The organism is Micromonospora sp. NPDC048040 (genome assembly GCF_055587185.1).
In genome coordinates this window covers 104600-118122 of record NZ_JBVJGT010000007.1, presented here as the reverse complement: position 1 = coordinate 118122, position 13523 = coordinate 104600, and the positions used below count along the sequence as shown (strand labels likewise).

Annotated in this window: 11 protein-coding genes; all 11 read right to left on the bottom strand. The window is 74.9% G+C overall.

All coding sequences use genetic code 11. From position 1 onward, the window contains the following. Positions 1-5: 5 nt before the first annotated feature. The 11 genes from argH to ACZ6O2_RS10900 all read right to left on the bottom strand — a co-directional run bounded on the left by argH (position 6) and on the right by ACZ6O2_RS10900 (position 13508). Positions 6-1469 carry an argininosuccinate lyase gene (gene argH, locus ACZ6O2_RS10950; RefSeq protein ID WP_350709060.1) on the bottom strand — a complete coding sequence of 488 codons (1464 nt, stop codon included), beginning with the start codon at positions 1467-1469 and terminating at the stop codon, positions 6-8. A 17-nt stretch (positions 1470-1486) separates the two neighbouring features. Then, positions 1487-2689, bottom strand: coding sequence for an argininosuccinate synthase (locus ACZ6O2_RS10945; RefSeq protein ID WP_466022709.1), 1203 nt, complete (start codon positions 2687-2689; stop codon positions 1487-1489). Continuing rightward, positions 2686-3201, bottom strand: coding sequence for an arginine repressor (locus ACZ6O2_RS10940; protein ID WP_350708881.1), 516 nt, complete (start codon positions 3199-3201; stop codon positions 2686-2688). The genes ACZ6O2_RS10945 and ACZ6O2_RS10940 overlap by 4 nt, the downstream gene beginning before the upstream one ends. Further along, on the bottom strand, positions 3198-4175 hold the full coding sequence (gene argF / locus ACZ6O2_RS10935) for an ornithine carbamoyltransferase (protein ID WP_350708883.1): 978 nt from the start codon (positions 4173-4175) through the stop codon (positions 3198-3200). The genes ACZ6O2_RS10940 and argF overlap by 4 nt, the downstream gene beginning before the upstream one ends. Beyond that, entirely contained in the window at positions 4172-5422 is a 1251-nt protein-coding gene (locus ACZ6O2_RS10930) for an acetylornithine transaminase (RefSeq protein WP_350708885.1), read from the bottom strand. Before ACZ6O2_RS10930 ends, argF begins: the two co-directional genes overlap by 4 nt. Beyond that, positions 5419-6414, bottom strand: coding sequence for an acetylglutamate kinase (gene argB / locus ACZ6O2_RS10925; RefSeq protein ID WP_350708886.1), 996 nt, complete (start codon positions 6412-6414; stop codon positions 5419-5421). The genes ACZ6O2_RS10930 and argB overlap by 4 nt, the downstream gene beginning before the upstream one ends. Then, positions 6411-7583 carry a bifunctional glutamate N-acetyltransferase/amino-acid acetyltransferase ArgJ gene (gene argJ / locus ACZ6O2_RS10920; protein ID WP_350708887.1) on the bottom strand — a complete coding sequence of 391 codons (1173 nt, stop codon included), beginning with the start codon at positions 7581-7583 and terminating at the stop codon, positions 6411-6413. The genes argB and argJ overlap by 4 nt, the downstream gene beginning before the upstream one ends. Continuing rightward, the gene (gene argC / locus ACZ6O2_RS10915; RefSeq protein WP_466022708.1) at positions 7580-8581 is read right to left on the bottom strand and encodes an N-acetyl-gamma-glutamyl-phosphate reductase; all 1002 of its coding nucleotides are present in this window, start codon (positions 8579-8581) and stop codon (positions 7580-7582) included. Before argC ends, argJ begins: the two co-directional genes overlap by 4 nt. A 182-nt stretch (positions 8582-8763) precedes the next feature. Continuing rightward, the gene (pheT, locus tag ACZ6O2_RS10910; RefSeq protein ID WP_466022707.1) at positions 8764-11310 is read right to left on the bottom strand and encodes a phenylalanine--tRNA ligase subunit beta; all 2547 of its coding nucleotides are present in this window, start codon (positions 11308-11310) and stop codon (positions 8764-8766) included. A gap of 39 nt (positions 11311-11349) precedes the next feature. After that, on the bottom strand, positions 11350-12450 hold the full coding sequence (gene pheS / locus ACZ6O2_RS10905; protein ID WP_350708900.1) for a phenylalanine--tRNA ligase subunit alpha: 1101 nt from the start codon (positions 12448-12450) through the stop codon (positions 11350-11352). Between the two features lie 218 nt (positions 12451-12668). Next, positions 12669-13508: a TrmH family RNA methyltransferase gene (locus tag ACZ6O2_RS10900; protein WP_466022706.1), complete on the bottom strand. Its 840-nt coding sequence runs from the start codon at positions 13506-13508 to the stop codon at positions 12669-12671. Positions 13509-13523: the final 15 nt, after the last annotated feature.

The following is a 13523-nucleotide window of genomic DNA, read 5'->3' as shown; positions in this document are numbered from 1 at the left end:
CGCACTCAGCGCGGCACGACCCGCTCGGCGGCCCACTCCCGCCAGCCGGCCAGCTTGTCCGCGGCGGCGGCGAGCTGGTCGGCGACCGGGCCGGGACCGGTCGAGCCGGGGGTGGTCCGGGCGGCGAGCGCCGACCGGACCGAGAGCACGTCCCGCACGGACGGGTCGAGGTGCTCGCTGACCGCCGCGAGGTCGGCGTCGGAGACCTCGTCGAGGGCGCAGTCCCGGGCCACGCAGAGCGCGACCAGCTTCCCGGTGATCTCGTGCGCGTCGCGGAACGGCACGCCCCGGCGGACGAGCCAGTCGGCCACCTCGGTGGCCAGCGAGAAGCCCACCGGCGCGGCGGCGACGAGGCGGTCCACCCGGACGGTCATCGTGGAGATCATCCCGGCCAGGGCCGGCAGCAGCAGCTCCAGGGTGTCGACCGCGTCGAAGGCCGGCTCCTTGTCCTCCTGCATGTCCCGGTCGTAGGTCATCGGCAGGCCCTTGAGCATGGTGAGCACGCTCATCAGCCCGCCGACGAGGCGGCCGGACTTGCCCCGGGCCAGCTCGGCGATGTCCGCGTTCTTCTTCTGCGGCATGATCGACGAGCCGGTGGCGAAGGCGTCGTCCAGCTCCACCCAGCCGAACTCCTGCGACGTCCAGAGCACCACCTCCTCGCCGAGGCGGGACAGGTGCACCCCGACCATCGCGGTGACGAAGAGGAACTCGGCGACGAAGTCCCGGTCGGCCACGGCGTCCATGGAGTTGGCGAAGGACGTGCGGAAGCCCAACTCCTTGGAGACGGCCACCGGGTCCAGCGGCAGGCCGGAACCGGCCAGCGCGCCCGCGCCGAGCGGACTGATCGCCGTGCGGTGGTCCCAGTCCCGCAGCCGTTCCAGGTCGCGCAGCAGCGGCTGCACGTGGGCGAGCAGCCAGTGCCCGAAGGTGACCGGCTGGGCGTGCTGGAGGTGGGTCATCCCCGGCGCGGCGGTGTCCACGTGCCGCCCGGCCTGCTCGACCAGCGCCTCGGCCAGTTCGACCAGCCGCGACGCCACGCCCCGGGCGTGGTCGCGCAGGTAGAGCCGCAGGTCGGTGGCGACCTGGTCGTTGCGGGACCGGCCGGCGCGCAGCTTGCCGCCGAGGCTGCCGAGGCGCTCCAGCAGCCCGCGCTCCAGCGCGGTGTGCACGTCCTCGTCGTCGACGGTGGGGCGGAACTGCCCCGAGGCGCAGGCGGCCTCCAGGTCGTCCAGGGCGGCGAGGATGCGGCCCAGCTCCTCCGGGTCGAGCAGGCCCGCGCCCGCGAGGACCCGGGCGTGCGCCCGGGAACCCGCGATGTCGTACGGGGCGAGGCGCCAGTCGAACTGCACGCTCACCGACAGCCGTGCCAGGGCCTCTGCGGGGCCGCCGGCGAACCGGCCGCCCCAGAGGCTGGTGCGGTTGGTGGCGGCGCTGTTCTCGGTCAGGCTCTTGTCGTCCACGCCGCCCATTGTGGTGCCCACGATCTTCAGCCGCCCAGCCGGGCGTCCCGCGCGGCGGCCATCTTGCTCGGCAGGCCCCAGAGCTGGACGAATCCCTTGGCCAGGGACTGGTCGAACGTGTCGCCGGTGTCGTAGGTGGCCATGCCGAAGTCGTAGAGGCTGGCCTCGGAGCGCCGGCCGGTGACGGTGGCCCGGCCGCCGTGCAGGACGAGCCGCACCTCGCCGCTGACGTGCCGCTGCGCGTCGTCGATGAACGCGTCCAGGCTGTTCTTCAGCGGGGAGAACCAGAGGCCGTCGTAGACCAGCTCGCCCCAGCGCTGGTCGACGCCGCGCTTGAACCGGGCCAGGTCCCGCTCCACGGTCACCGCCTCCAACTCCTGGTGGGCGGTGATCAACGCGATCGCGCCGGGCGCCTCGTACACCTCGCGGCTCTTGATACCGACGAGGCGGTCCTCGACCATGTCGAGCCGGCCCACGCCCTGGGCGCCGGCGCGCCGGTTGAGCTCCAGGATCGCCTGGTACGGGGTGACGGTCTCGCCGTCGATCGCCACCGGGACGCCGGCGTCGAAGGTGATCACGACCTCGTCGGCGTCGCGCTCCTGCGTCGGGTCGGCGGTGTACGAGTACAGGTCCTCGATCGGGCTGTTCCAGATGTCCTCCAGGAAGCCCGTCTCGACGGCGCGCCCGAACAGGTTCTGGTCGATGGAGTACGGCGACTTCGCCGACACGTCGATCGGCAGCCCCTTCTCCTCGGCGAAGGCGATCGCCTTGTCCCGCGTCCAGGCGAAGTCCCGGGCCGGCGCGATGATCTTCAGGTCGGGCGCGAGCGCGCCCAGGCCGACCTCGAAGCGGACCTGGTCGTTGCCCTTGCCGGTGCAGCCGTGCGACACGATGGTGCCGCCGTGCTTGCGGGCCGCGGCCACCAGGTGCTTGACGATCAGCGGCCGGGACAGCGCGGAGACCAGCGGGTAGCGGTCCATGTAGAGCGCGTTGGCGCGGATGGCCGGCAGGCAGTACTCGGCGGCGAACTCGTCGCGCGCGTCGACCACCTCGGACTCGACCGCCCCGCAGTCCAGGGCGCGCTGCCGGATGGCGTCGAGGTCCTCGCCGCCCTGCCCGACGTCGACCGCGACCGCGATCACCTCGGCGCCGGTCTGCTCGGCGAGGTACGGGATGGCGACGGAGGTGTCGAGCCCTCCGGAGTAGGCAAGAACGACCCGCTCGGTCATGGTGTGGTGCTCCCTTCAACGTTCTCTTCCCGGCGGGCCCAGCCGGCGAGCTTGTCGCCGAGCGCGGCCCCGCCGACGGCCTCGCGGGCCACGACGAGGATGGTGTCGTCGCCGGCGATGGTGCCGACGACCTCGGGCAGGCCCGCTCGGTCCAACGCGCTGGCCAGGTAGTGGGCTGCGCCCGGCGGGGTGCGCAGCACGGCGATGTTGCCGCTGGAGTCGACCCCGTTGAGCAGCTCGCGCAGGAGCCGGACCAGCCGGGCCGGCGCCGCCTCGGCGTCGCGCAGCGGCCGGTGGCCGTCCTCGGGGATCAGGTAGACCGCCCGCCCGTCGCCGCCGCGTACGGTCACCGCGCCCAACTCCTTGAGGTCGCGGGACAGGGTGGCCTGGGTGACCTGGATGCCGTCGCCGGCGAGCAGGTCGGCCAGCTCGGTCTGCGAGTGGATCGCCTTGTCGCGGATCAGCTCGACGAGGCGGGCGTGGCGGGCGGCGCGGGTCAACGGGGCGGTCATGGAGTCTCCCTGGTCGCGGCGGCGCCCGGCGCCGCCGCGTCCGGGGCGGCGGGCGCGGCCCCGAGGAGGAACGTCAGCAGCGCCTTCTGGGCGTGCAGCCGATTCTCCGCCTGGTCGAACACGGCGCTGTGCGGGCCGTCGAGCACCTCGTCGGTGATCTCCTCGCCCCGGTGCGCGGGCAGGCAGTGCAGCACGATCGCGTCGGGCGCGGCGTGGCCCAGCAGCGCGGCGTTGACCTGGTACGGCAGGAACGGGGTGATCCGGTCCAGGCCGTCCGACTCCTGACCCATCGAGGTCCACGTGTCGGTGGCGACCACGTCGGCCCCGGCCACCGCCGCGACGGGGTCGGTCAGCGCCTGCACGGAGCCGCCGGTGCCGGCGGCGATCTTCTCGGCCCGGGCGAGCACCTCCGGGTCGGGGCCGAAGTTGGCCGGCCCGGCGACCCGCACGTGCATCCCGGCGGTCGCCCCGGCCAGCAGGTACGAGTGGGACAGGTTGTTGGCGGCGTCGCCGACGTACGCCAGGGTCCGGCCGGCGGTGCCGCCGCAGTGCTCGCGGATCGTGAGCAGGTCGGCCAGGAGCTGGCAGGGGTGGAACCCGTCGGTGAGCGCGTTGACGACCGGCACGGTCGCGGCGTCGGCGACCTCGGCGATCCGGTCGTCGCCGTGCGTGCGCAGCACGATCGCCGCGACGTACCGGGAGAGGACCCGCCCGGCGTCGCCGAGGGTCTCGCCCCGCCCGAAGTGGGTGACCTGGGTGTCCACCACCAGGGGGTGCCCGCCGAGTTCGGCGATGCCGACGTCGAACGAGAACCGGGTGCGCAGGCTCTGCTTGTCGAACAGCACCGCCACGGACCGGGGGCCGGCCAGCGGCCGGTGGCCGAACCGGTCGGCCTTCATCCGCGCCGCGAGGTCGAGCACGGCCGACTGCTCGGCGGGGGTCAGGTCGTCGTCCCGCAGGAAGTGCCGGGTCATGCGCTCGTCTCCGTCGTGGTCGCGGTGGTCGCGGCGGCCGGGCTCTCGCCGGCAACGACCGGGGTGGTGCCGGCGGCGGCCGGGGAGGCCGCGTCGAGCGCCGCGGGAAGAGCGGCCAGGAAGGCGTCGGCCTGGGCGGCGGTCAGGATCAGCGGCGGGGCGAGCCGTACCACGCCGGGCTGCACCGGGTTGACCAGGAAGCCGGTCTCCCGCAGCGCCTCGGCGAGCACCTTCGCCACGGGCGCGGCGAGCACCACGCCGAGCAGCAGGCCCGCGCCGCGTACGCCGTCGACCAGCGGGTGGCCGAGCGCCTCGATGCCCCGGCGCAGCCGCTCGCCGATCCGCTTGACGTGGTCGAGCAGCCCCTCGTGCGCGATGGTGCCCACCACCGCCAGGGCGGCGGCGCAGCTGATCGGGTTGCCGCCGAACGTGGTGCCGTGCATGCCGGGGCCGAGCAGGTCGGCGGCCCGGCCGAAGGCCAGGCAGGCGCCGAGGGGCAGCCCGCCGCCGAGCCCCTTGGCCAGGGTCACCACGTCGGGCTCGACGCCCTCGGCCTGATGGGCGAACCAGTGCCCGGTGCGGCCGATGCCGGTCTGCACCTCGTCGAGCACCAGCAACGCGCCGTGCCGGGCGGTGATCCGCCGGGCGGCGGCCAGGTAGCCGGCCGGCGGGACCACGACGCCGTTCTCGCCCTGCACCGGCTCCAGGATCACCATGGCCGTGGCGTCGGTGACGGCCGCCTCCAGCGCGGCGACGTCGCCGTAGTCGACGTGGCTGACGTCGCCGGGCAGCGGGCGGAACGGGTCGGCCTTGGCCGGCTGGCCGGTCAGCGCCAGCGCGCCCATGGTCCGCCCGTGGAAGCCGCCCCGGGTGGCGACCACGTGGGTGCGGCCGGTGAGCCGGGACAGCTTGAACGCCGCCTCGTTGGCCTCCGCGCCCGAGTTGGCGAAGAAGACCCGGCCGGACCGGCCGGCCAGGGCCAACAACAGCTCGGCCAGGGCCACCGGCGGCTCGGCGACGTAGAGGTTGGAGACGTGCCCGAGGGTGGCGACCTGCTTCGACACGGCGGCCACCACGGCCGGGTGGGCGTGGCCGAGGGCGTTGACCGCGATCCCGCCGACCAGGTCGACGTACTCCCGGCCGGCCTCGTCGACCACGACGGCGCCGGAGCCGGAGACGAGGGCCAGCGGCGGCGTGCCGTAGTTGTCCATCATCGACTGCGACCAGCGCTCGACGAGCGTGCTCATGACGGGACCGAACCTTCCTTGTTCGCGACTGCGGGGCTCGCAAGCTCACTCCTCGCGCTCACGGTGCCTTCCTTGTTCGCGACTGCGGGGCTCGCAAGCTCACTCCTCGCGCTCACGACCATGGTTCCGAACCCTTCCGAGGTGAAGACCTCCAGCAACGTGGAGTGGGCGACCCGGCCGTCGACCACGTGCGCGGCGGGGACCCCCTGCCGCACGGCCCGCAGGCAGGCCTCCATCTTGGGCACCATGCCGCTGGACAACGACGGCAGCAGCTTCGCCAGCTCGTCGGCGGTGATCTCGCTGACCAGGCTGCCGGTGTCCGGCCAGTCGGCGTAGAGGCCGGGCACGTCGGTGAGGACGACCAGCTTGCGGGCGTCGAGGGCGACGGCGAGCGCGGCGGCGGCGGTGTCGGCGTTCAGGTTGTGCAGCACGCCGTCGGCGTCCGGCGCGACCGTGGAGATCACCGGGATCCGCCCGGCCGCGATCAGGTCGGTGACCGCCGAGACGTCGACCGACTCGACGTCGCCGACCTGCCCGACGTCGACCGGCTCCCCGTCCACGTACGCGGGCCGCCGCACGGCGGTGAACAGGCCCGCGTCCTCGCCGGAGAGGCCGACCGCGAACGGGCCGTGCGCGTTGATCAACCCGACCAGCTCCCGGCCCACCTGGCCGACGAGCACCATCCGGACCACGTCCATCGCCTCCGGGGTGGTGACCCGCAGGCCGCCCCGGAACTCGCTGGCGATGCCGAGCCGGCCGAGCATGGCGGAGATCTGCGGGCCGCCGCCGTGCACCACGACCGGCTTCAGGCCGGCGTAGCGCAGGAAGACCATGTCGGCGGCGAAGGCCCGTTGCAGTTCGGGGTCGACCATGGCGTTGCCGCCGTACTTGACCACGACGGTCGAGCCGGAGAAGCGGGCCAGCCAGGGCAGGGCCTCGATCAGCGTGGCGGCCTTGGCCTGGGCGCGGGTGAGGTCGGTGGTGAGGCTCATGTCGAGTAGGCCGAGTTCTCGTGTACGTACGCGTGGGAGAGGTCGTTGGTCCAGATCGTGGCCTCGGCGTCGCCGGCGTGCAGGTCGATCCGGATGGTGACGTCCCGCCCGGTCAGGTCGACCTTCGACCGGTCCTCGGCGGCGGCGCCGGAGCGGCACACCCAGACGCCGTTGACCGCGACGTCGACCGCGTCCGGCTCGAAGGCGGCGGCGGTGGTGCCGACGGCGGCGAGGATCCGACCCCAGTTCGGGTCGTTGCCGAACAGCGCGGTCTTGACCAGGTTGTTGCGGGCCACCGACCGCCCCACCTCGACCGCGTCGTCCTCGCTCGCCGCGCCGACCACGTCGACGGCGATCTGCTTGGTGGCGCCCTCGGCGTCGGCGACGAGCTGCTGGGCCAGGTCGTGCGCGGCGGCGGTGACCGCGGCGGTCAGCTCGGCCGGCGTCGGCGCGATGCCGCTCGCGCCGCTGGCCAGCAGCAGCACCGTGTCGTTGGTCGACATGCAGCCGTCGGAGTCGATCCGGTCGAAGGTGACCCGGCACGCCTCGCGCAGCGCGGCGTCGAGGGCCTCCGGCCCGGCCACCGCGTCGGTGGTCAGCACGCAGAGCATGGTCGCCATCGCCGGGGCGAGCATGCCGGCGCCCTTGGCCATGCCGCCGACGGTCCAGCCGCTGCCCCGCGCCACCGTGGTCTTGGGGCGGGTGTCCGTGGTCATGATGGCCTCGGCGGCCGCCGGGCCGCCGTCGCGGGACAGGCCGCGGATCGCGGCGCGTACGCCGGGGAGGAGCTTCTGCATCGGCAGCCGCTCGCCGATCAGGCCGGTCGAGCAGACCGCCACGTCGCCGGCCCCGAGCATCAGCCGGGGGCTGGCCGAGGTGAGCGCGGCGGCGGCATGCTCGGCGGTGGCGTGGGTGTCCTGGAAGCCGGCCGGGCCGGTGCACGCGTTGGCCCCGCCCGAGTTGAGCACCACGGCGCGGACGACGCCGCCGCGGACCACCTGCTGGGTCCAGAGCACCGGCGCGGCCTTGACCCGGTTGGCGGTGAACACGGCGGCGACCCCGGCGTCCGGGCCGTCGTTGACGACCAGCGCGACGTCGCTCGCGCCGCTGGCCTTGAGCCCGGCGGCCACCCCGGCCGCCCGGAACCCCCGCGGAGTCGTGACGCTCATGGTGCGATCCCCCAGACGGACAGGCCCGTCGTCTCCGGCAGGCCGAACATGAGGTTGGCGTTCTGCACGGCCTGGCCGGCGGCGCCCTTGCCGAGGTTGTCCAGCGCGCTGAGCACGATGGTCCGGCGGGTGTCGACGTCGACGGTGGCCTGCAGGTGGCAGGAGTTGGAGCCGAGGGTGGCGGCGGTGTGCGGCCAGGTCCCCTCGGGCAGCACGTGCACGAAGGGCGCGTCCGCGTACGCCTCGGCGAGCACCGCCCGCGGGTCCACGCCCCGGGCCGGCACGGCGGTCACGGTGGCCAGGATGCCCCGGGGCATCGGCGCGAGCACCGGGGTGAGCGACAGGCCGGTCGCCCCGGTGGCCTGCTTGATCTCCGGCACGTGCTGGTGGGTGCCGACGCGGTAGGGCGACAGGTCCCCCATCACCTCGCTGCCGAGCAGGTGCGGCTTGGCCGCCTTGCCCGCGCCGGAGGTGCCGGAGGCCGCGACGACCACCACGTCGGCCGGGTCGGCGGCGCCGGCGGCGATCAGCGGGGCGAGCGCGAGGGTGATGGCGGCGGCGTAGCAGCCGGTGTTGGCGACCCGGGTGGCGCCGGCGATCAGCTCCCGCTGGCCGGGCAGCTCGGGCAGGCCGTAGGTCCACTGCCCGGCGTGCGGGCCGCCGTAGTAGTTGGCCCAGGCGTAGGGGTCGGCGAGCCGGTGGTCGGCGCCGAGGTCGACGACGCGGACCTCGGGCGGGAGCTGGGCCGCCAGGGCCGCCGACTGGCCGTGCGGCAGGGCCAGGAAGACCAGGTCCGCGTCGCCCAGCGCCGTCGCGTCCGTCTCGCCGAGCACCAGGTCCAGGCCGGCGAGCTGCGGGTGCACGACGTCGAGCCGGTGCCCGGCCTGGCTGTGCGCGGTAGCGGCGACCAGGTCGAACTCCGGGTGCCCGGCGACCAGGCGGATCAGCTCGCCCCCGGCGTAGCCGCTCGCCCCCGCTACCGCGACTCGGATACCCATACTCACCTCCGCATGACTATGCAGCGAAGGTTAGCAGTAATGATCGGCCGCTGCAAGTTCATGCAGACTTCTGTATGCACATGATGAGCGTCGCGTCCGGGCGCGGGGGGTCGGGACGGAGCCGGACAACGGAAACGGCCCCCGCCCGGCGAAACCGGACGGGGGCCGTCGACGTGCAGGCGTCAGGCGCCGCGCAGGGTGGCGCCGAAGCGTTCCGCGGCCCGGGCGACCGCCGCGTCCCGCGCGGCCACCGCCTCCTCCACGGTCAGCGTCCGGTCGGGGGCCCGGAAGGTGAGCTTGTACGCCAGCGACTTCCGGCCCGCCCCGAGCTGCTCGGAGGCGTACACGTCGAACAGGCGCACCCCCTCCAGCAACTCGCCGGCGCCCTCGACCAGGGCGCGCTGCACCTGCGCCGCCGGGACCGACTCGTCGACCACCAGCGCCACGTCGATCAGCGCCGGCGGGAAACCCGAGACGGCCGGCCCGGACGCCACCGGGGCCGCCGGCAGCGCGTCCAGGTCCAGCTCCAGGGCGCTGGTCCGCCGGGGCAGCTCCAGCGCCGCCAGGACCGCCGGGTGCAGCTCGCCGGCGTGCCCGACCACCGTGCCGTCGACCAGCAGCTCCGCGCAGCGGCCGGGGTGCCACGGCGCGTACTCGGCGGCCCGGACCTCGATCCGGTGCGCGGGAATGTCGGCGGCGGCGAGCACGTCCCGGCCGGCCTCCACGGCGTCCGCCCAGCCGGCCGGGCGGCCCGCGCCCCACCAGCCGGCCGGCTCGACGTCGCCGGTCAGCACGACGGCGACGTGCCGGGGCTGGTCGGGCACCACCGCGTCGGCGGCGGCGAACTCCTCGTCGCTGGGTCGCCGGTCCACGCCCATCGCTGGCGGGCGGCCGGCGCCGGGGCGCGGGTGAAAGACCGCGCCGATCTCGTACAGGGCGAGGTCGCGCTGACCCCGGCCGAGATTGCGCTTCACGATGCCGAGCAGCGGGCCGAGCAGCGTGGTGCGCAGCAGCGGCTCCTCCTCCGACAGCGGGTTGGCCAGCCGTACCGCCTGCCGGCGAGGGTCGCCCTCGGGCAGGCCGAGCTGGTCGGCCAGCTCCGGGGCGACGAACGGGTGCGCCAGCACCTCCACGTACCCGCGCTCGGCGAGCGACCGGGCCACGGCCCGGCGGCGACGCTGCTGCCAGGTCAGGCCGCGGCCGGGCGGCGCCGTCGGCAGCACCGACGGCACCCGGTCGTACCCGTCGAGGCGGACCACCTCCTCGACCAGGTCCGCCGGGTCGGTCAGGTCGGGCCGCCAGGTCGGCGGGGTGACGGTGAGCGCCGTGCCGTCGCCGGCGGCGACGCCGACCTCGCCCGGGTCCTCGCCGAGCCGGTCGGCGCCGTGGGCGACCGTGCAGCCGACCTGCTCCAGCAGGGCCACCACCCGCGCCGGCGGGTAGGTCACGCCGATCCGCCGGGTCGGCAGGTCGACCGGCAGGACCACCGGGGTACGCGGCCGGACGTGGTCGATGTCGAGGACCTCGTCCCCGGCCGTGCCGCCGGCATGCTCGGTGAGCAGCCGGACCGCCCGCGCGATGGCGACCAGCGGCAGGGCCGGGTCGACGCCCCGCTCCCACCGCTTCGCCGCCTCGCTGAACAGCCGGTGCCGGCGGGCGGTGCGCCCCACCATCACCGGGTCCCAGTGGGCGGCCTCGAAGAGCACGTCCGTGGTCCCCGCGACGACCTCGCTGGTCTCGCCGCCCATCACGGCGGCGAGCGAGATCGGGCCGGTGTCGTCGCAGATCACCATGTCCTCGGGCGCGAGCGCGCGGGTCACCCCGTCCAGCGTGGTCAGCTTCTCCCCCGCCTCGGCGCGGCGCACCACCAGCGGCCCGGCGATCCGGTCGGCGTCGAAGGCGTGCATCGGCTGGCCGAGTTCCAGCATCACGTAGTTGGTGATGTCGACCGGCAGCGAGATGCTGCGGATGCCGGCGACGGTGAGCCGCCGCTGCATCCAGCCGGGGGTGGCCGCCGTCGGGTCGACGCCGCGCACGAGGCGGGCGGCGAACCGGTCGCAGCCGACCGTGTCCCGCACCTCGACCGGGTACGCCGGGGCCTCCGTGCCGCCGGGCGCGGGCGCCAGGCCCGGGTCGCGGAACGGCACGCCGAGGGTGTGCGACAGCTCGCGGGCAAGGCCGCGCAGGCTCATCGCGTACCCCCGGTCGGGGGTGATCTCCAGCTCGACCACGACGTCGTCGAGCCCGACGACCGGCCGCGCGTCGTCGCCCGGCTTGGCCGGGGTGTCCTCGGGCAGCACGATGATGCCCGAGTGGTCGTCGCCGAGGCCCAGCTCCTTGGCGGAGCAGATCATGCCGTTGGAGTTGCGCCCGTAGGTCTTGCGCGCGCCGATGGCGAAGCCGCCGGGCAGCACGCCGCCGGGCAGGATGACCACGACCCGGTCGCCCGGGGCGAAGTTGCGCGCCCCGCAGACGATCTCCTGCGGCTCGCCGGTGCCGTTGGCGTCCCCGACGTCGACCCGGCAGAACCGGATCGGCTTCTTGAAGCCGGTCAGCTCCTCGATCTCCCGGACCTCACCGACCACCAGCTGACCGGTGACGGTCTCCCGCAGGTCCACGACGGACTCGACCTCGATGCCGAGGCCGACCAGGGCCTGCTCCAGGTCGCCGGCGGGCAGGTCGGCGGGGAGGTCGACGTACTCCCGCAGCCAACTGACAGAAACTCGCATGACTCAGACCACCGTCTCCGTAACTCGTACCCGCATCGCCTACGCCCCGACCCCGAACGCGCGGGTGAACCGCACGTCGCCCTCGGCCATGTCCCGCATGTCGCTGACCCCGTGCCGGAACATCACGGTCCGGTCGATGCCCATGCCGAACGCGAATCCCGAGTAGACCTCGGGGTCGATGCCGCAGGCGCGCAGCACCCGCGGGTTGACCATCCCGCAGCCGCCCCACTCGACCCAGCGCGGGCCGTCGCGGTGCTCCGGGAACCAGACGTCGAACTCCGCCGACGGCTCGGTGAACGGGAAGTAGTGCGGCCGGAAGCGGGTCTTCGCGCCCTCGCCGAACATCGCCCGGGCGAAGTGGTCCAGGGTGCCGCGCAGGTGCGCCATGGTGATGCCCTTGTCCACCACCAGGCCCTCCACCTGGTGGAAGACCGGGGCGTGGGTGGCGTCCAGCTCGTCGGTGCGGTAGACCCGCCCCGGCACGATCACGTAGATCGGCGGCTGGCGGGTCAGCATGGTGCGCGCCTGCACCGGCGAGGTGTGGGTGCGCAGGACGAGGCCGGAACCCGCCGGCTCGCCGGCCGTCCCGGCGGAGCCGTCGGCGGGTGCGATGTGGAAGGTGTCCATCAGGCCACGGGCCGGGTGGTCGGCCGGGATGTTGAGCGCGTCGAAGTTGGTCCACTCCAGCTCGACCTCGGGCCCCTCGGCCACCTCGTAGCCCATCCCGACGAACAGGTCGCTGATCTGCTCCATCAGGGTGCTGATCGGGTGCCGGGCGCCCCGGGGCCGCCGGTCGTGGGGCAGCGTCACGTCGACGCGCTCCTCCACCAGCACCCGTTCCGCCTGCTCCCGCTCCAGGACCTCCTGGCGGGCGGCGTAGGCGGCCTCGACGGCGCGGCGGGCCTCGTTGACCCGCTTGCCGGCGTCGGACTTCGCGGCCGGCGGCAGCGCGCCGATCTCCCGGCGGGCCAGCGACACCGGGGACCGGTCGCCGAGGTGCGCCGGGCGCAGCGCGGTCAGCGCGTCCGGGTCACCGGCCTCGGCGAACGCCTTCTCGGCGGCGGCGACGGCCTCGGCCAGGGCGGCCGGGTCGAGCAGGGCGACCTGCTTCGGGTCGTACGGATCGTTGCGGTAGCTCATGGCGTACGGGCACTCCCTCACGGCGGCGCCAGCCCTCACGGGGCGGCGAAGCGAGTCTACGGACGCGCGGCTGTGCCGCAGCCCGCCGGTGGGAGTTGCGCGGAAAGCAGGTCAGGCCCGCCGCCCGCCGACACCGGCGGGCTGGCTAAACGAACGCCGTGGCGCGTTCACGGGCGAATGCTCTCCTCTGCTGGGTGCCTCGCGGGACCGGTGCCCGGTCACCGCTGCGCTCTCGCTGAAGCGTACAGGCAGACGGCGGCGGCCGCAGCCAGGTTCAGGCTCTCGGCACGCCCGTGCAGCGGCACCCGGACGCGGGCGTCGGCGGCGGCGGTGAGCGCCTCCGGCAGGCCGTGCGCCTCGGAGCCGAACAGCCAGGCGGTGGGGGCGGCGAGCCGGCCGGCGTCGGCGAGATCGTCGAGGTCGTCCTCGCCGTAGCCGGTGGTGGCGAGCACGGTGAGGCCGGCGGCGCGCAGCGCGGCGACCACGTCCAGCGGGTCGGGCGCGCGGACCACGTCGACGTGGAAGAGGCTGCCGGCCGAGGCCCGGACGCACTTGCCGTTGTACGGGTCGACGGCGTCGCCGGCGAAGACGACCGCGCCGGCCCCGGCGGCGTCGGCGGTGCGCAGCACGGTGCCGGCGTTGCCCGGGTCGCGGATCTCGGCGAGCACCGCGACGAGGCGTGGCCCGCCGGCCAGGGCCCGCTCCAGGGGCACGTCGAGGTGCCGGCAGACGGCGACCAGGCCCTGCGGGGCGACGGTCTCGGCGAGGGCGGCCAGGGCCTCGTCGGTCACCTCGGAGACCGGAACGTCGGCGCGGGCGGCGTCGGCGGCCAGGTCGGCGTGCCGGTCCAGGGCGGCGGGCGTACCGAAGAGTTCGGTGACCACCCCCGGGCGGGCCAGGGCCTCGCGGACCGCCTGCGGCCCCTCGGCGAGGAACCGGCCGGTGGCCTCGCGGTCCCGGCGGCGCTGGAGCCGGCGGGCGGCGACCACCCTGGGGGTACGCGGGGTGAAGGGGCCGGAGACGGCGTCGAGGCGTCTCCCGCGCGATGGTGACTGCATGGGAGACGCCTCGAT

Bases quoted from the DNA above. Each gene is read 5' to 3' on its own strand.
- argH (WP_350709060.1), bottom strand. From the start codon at position 1,469: ATGGGCGGCGTGGACGACAAGAGCCTGACCGAGAACAGCGCCGCCACC.
- ACZ6O2_RS10945 (WP_466022709.1), bottom strand. From the start codon at position 2,689: ATGACCGAGCGGGTCGTTCTTGCCTACTCCGGAGGGCTCGACACCTCC.
- ACZ6O2_RS10940 (WP_350708881.1), bottom strand. From the start codon at position 3,201: ATGACCGCCCCGTTGACCCGCGCCGCCCGCCACGCCCGCCTCGTCGAG.
- argF (WP_350708883.1), bottom strand. From the start codon at position 4,175: ATGACCCGGCACTTCCTGCGGGACGACGACCTGACCCCCGCCGAGCAG.
- ACZ6O2_RS10930 (WP_350708885.1), bottom strand. From the start codon at position 5,422: ATGAGCACGCTCGTCGAGCGCTGGTCGCAGTCGATGATGGACAACTAC.
- argB (WP_350708886.1), bottom strand. From the start codon at position 6,414: ATGAGCCTCACCACCGACCTCACCCGCGCCCAGGCCAAGGCCGCCACG.
- argJ (WP_350708887.1), bottom strand. From the start codon at position 7,583: ATGAGCGTCACGACTCCGCGGGGGTTCCGGGCGGCCGGGGTGGCCGCC.
- argC (WP_466022708.1), bottom strand. From the start codon at position 8,581: ATGGGTATCCGAGTCGCGGTAGCGGGGGCGAGCGGCTACGCCGGGGGC.
- pheT (WP_466022707.1), bottom strand. From the start codon at position 11,310: ATGCGAGTTTCTGTCAGTTGGCTGCGGGAGTACGTCGACCTCCCCGCC.
- pheS (WP_350708900.1), bottom strand. From the start codon at position 12,450: ATGAGCTACCGCAACGATCCGTACGACCCGAAGCAGGTCGCCCTGCTC.
- ACZ6O2_RS10900 (WP_466022706.1), bottom strand. From the start codon at position 13,508: ATGCAGTCACCATCGCGCGGGAGACGCCTCGACGCCGTCTCCGGCCCC.